Source organism: Clostridioides sp. ES-S-0048-02, assembly GCF_020658495.1.
In the GTDB taxonomy this organism is placed as follows: domain Bacteria; phylum Bacillota; class Clostridia; order Peptostreptococcales; family Peptostreptococcaceae; genus Clostridioides.
Genome location: NZ_JACVWH010000097.1, coordinates 1 through 255 on the forward strand (window position 1 = coordinate 1; position 255 = coordinate 255).

Sequence of the window (255 nt, forward strand, 5' to 3'; positions counted from 1 at the left end):
ATCTGGTTGATAGGTCGAAGGTGTAAGTGCAGCAATGTATTTAGCTTATCGATACTAATAGGTCGAGGACTTGACCAATATTTATTTGATGTTCATTGATTAAAATATATATGTAGTTTTTAGAGTGTTAACTCTAAAGAATCTAGTTTACTAGTTTCAAAAACTTAATAGTAATATTAAGCATAAAGATTATGTGGTTACAATAGCAGAGAGGATACACCTGTTCCCATTCCGAACACAGAAGTTAAGCTCTCT

2 rRNA genes are annotated in these 255 nt (G+C 32.2%); both read left to right on the plus strand.

Features of this window, described 5'->3' with window-relative positions:
* Nucleotides 1–78, plus strand: a 23S ribosomal RNA gene (locus IC173_RS20580); the annotation flags it as partial.
* A 114-nt stretch (nucleotides 79–192) separates the two neighbouring features.
* Nucleotides 193–255, plus strand: a 5S ribosomal RNA gene (gene rrf, locus IC173_RS20585); the annotation flags it as partial.